General features: G+C 70.8%; 2 protein-coding genes. One reads left to right on the forward strand and one right to left on the reverse strand.

Annotated elements, in window-relative coordinates:
* The coding region (glgP, locus tag Q0X16_RS13225) for an alpha-glucan family phosphorylase (RefSeq protein ID WP_297835332.1) at positions 1–1,726 on the reverse strand (1,726 nt) is incomplete at its 3' end.
* A gap of 56 nt (positions 1,727–1,782) precedes the next feature.
* Between glgP and Q0X16_RS13230 the strand changes: the two genes are divergently transcribed.
* Entirely contained in the window at positions 1,783–2,127 is a 345-nt protein-coding gene (locus Q0X16_RS13230; protein WP_297835329.1) for a hypothetical protein, read from the forward strand.
* Positions 2,128–2,240 lie beyond the last annotated feature (113 nt).

The raw sequence follows: 2,240 nt of genomic DNA on the forward strand, positions 1-2,240 counted from the left end.
CGTTCAGCGCGATCGCGTGGCGCATCACGTCGATGTAGCGATCCTGGTCGCGGTAGAACATCGGCAGGATCACCGTCTCGAGCTTGTTGTACAGCGACTCCGCGTCGAACGCACGTTCGTCGATGCCGCCGCCGTTTCCCGTGTTGCCGTCGCCGATCGCCCAGCCGGTCACGTTCTCGATGCAGCCCTCGATCCACCACCCGTCGAGCACCGAGAGCTGCGGCACCCCGTTCATCGCGGCCTTCATCCCGCTGGTGCCCGAAGCTTCCAGCGGCGGCTGCGGCGTGTTCAGCCACAGGTCGACGCCGGCGACCATGCGCCGGGCCGCCGCGATGTCGTAGTCCTCCACGTAGGCGACTGCGAGCTGGCCCTTCAGCTTCGCGATCTGCGCGAAGATCTGCCGGATCAGGTCCTTGCCGCCCCCGTCGCGCGGATGCGCCTTGCCGCCGTAGACGACCTGGATCGGCCCGGCGCTGCGGTGCAGCGCGAGCAGCCGCTGCAGGTCGTGGAACAGCAGGTCGGCCCGCTTGTACGGCGTCGCGCGGCGCGCGAAGCCGATCGTGAAGGTGTTCGAGAACAGCGTCGCGCCGGTGCGCTGGTTGACCCAGGCGACCAGGTCCTGCTTCGCCGCCTGGTGCGCCGCCCACAGCTCGTGCCGCGGGATGCCCAGCGCAGAGCGCAGGCTCGCGTTGTCCTCGCGCCACGCCGCGATGTGCCGGTCGATCACCGCCTGGATCTGCGGCGCGATCCAGGTGCCCGCGTGCACGCCGTTGGTGATCGAGTCGACCTTGTACTGTCCGAACATCTGGCGCGAGATCTCGCCGTGCTTCTTGGCCACGCCGTTGACGTAGTGGCTGTTGTCGAGCGCGAGGTAGGTCATGTTCAGCACGTTGTCGAGGCAGAACTCGACCGCGCGCTGGTTGTATGCGTCGCCGTAGTCGGTGAGCACCCTGCGCAGCATCGACAGCGGAAACTGGTCGTGCCCGGCAGGAACCGGTGTGTGGGTCGTGAAGACGCACATCGGCTTGACCGCCACCGCGACCTCGCGGGTCACCTCGTCGAGCCCGCGCCGCTTCATCTCCTCGAACCCGAGTTCGAGCACGAGCAGCGCCGCGTGCCCCTCGTTCATGTGGAAGCGGCGGATGCTGTCGTAGCCCAGCGCGCGCAGCATGCGCACGCCGCCGATGCCCAGCACGATCTCCTGGCAAAGCCGGTACCGCTCGTCGCCGCCGTACAGGTAGTCGGTGAGGCGCCGGTCGGACTCGGCGTTCCCGGGCAGGTCGCTGTCGAGCAGCAGCACCGGCAGCGTCACGCCGCCCGCGCCGTGCACGTCGTAGCGCCACGCGCGCAGCGCGACCTCGCGGCCTTCGATGCTCACGCTCGCGCGCGCGGGCATCTCGGTCAGCAGCGCCTCGGGCGACCACGGCTGCGGCTCTTCGGTCTGCCCGCCGACGGCGTCGAGCCGCTGGCGAAAGTAGCCCTTGCGATGCACCAGCGTGACCGCGACCATCGGCACGTCGCCGTCGGCCGCCGAGCGCACGGTGTCGCCGGCGAGCACGCCGAGGCCGCCGCTGTAGGTCGGCATCGCCTCGTCGAGGCCGATCTCCATCGAGAAGTACGCGATCGTGTCGGAGCCGGGCATGGTGCGCTGGGGCCCTGCGAGAGTTGGCCGCAGGCATGAGGGTACGTCAGGATGGGCTCGCGGCGCGGCGCCGGTCTTGCGCACCGTCAATTGCCCGATTCGTGCCCCGGTGGCCGGCACTGCTACGATGGGCGCTCGCCATGCGCCCAGGCCCTTACGACTCCGTTTCGCGCCGCCGCTTCGCGTGGCTGCTCTGGCTCGCCTTGCTGATGCCGCTCGCGCAGGCCGCTGCCGCGTGGCACGTGGTCGCGCACGAGAGCGCGCGGGCGGGCAGCGACGACGGCAAGCACGGACCCGCGCATGCCCAGTGCGAGCTGTGCCTCGCTGCGGCCGCGCTGGGCAGCGGCGCCCCTCCCGGCAAGCCTGCCGCGCTGCCGTGCCCGGCCTGCGTCCAGGAAATGCCCAGCGCCGATTCCGGCGCAGCCGCGCTCGCACCGACCGCGAGCGCCTACCGGAGCCGCGCGCCGCCCTCCGTCCGGCCCTGACCGTTGCAGCGTAGCGCCCGGCCCGCGTTGCCCGCAGGCCGGGCCATCCAACGTCCTTCGCTGGAGCCGGATTCCCATGCACAAGCTGTTGCGGGCGAGCATCGCACTCGCCC

It is taken from the genome of Thermomonas sp., from assembly GCF_025993755.1.
Classification (GTDB): domain Bacteria; phylum Pseudomonadota; class Gammaproteobacteria; order Xanthomonadales; family Xanthomonadaceae; genus Thermomonas.

Coding starts and splice junctions, on each gene's coding strand:
- Q0X16_RS13230 (WP_297835329.1), top strand. CDS start 1,783: ATGCGCCCAGGCCCTTACGACTCCGTTTCGCGCCGCCGCTTCGCGTGG.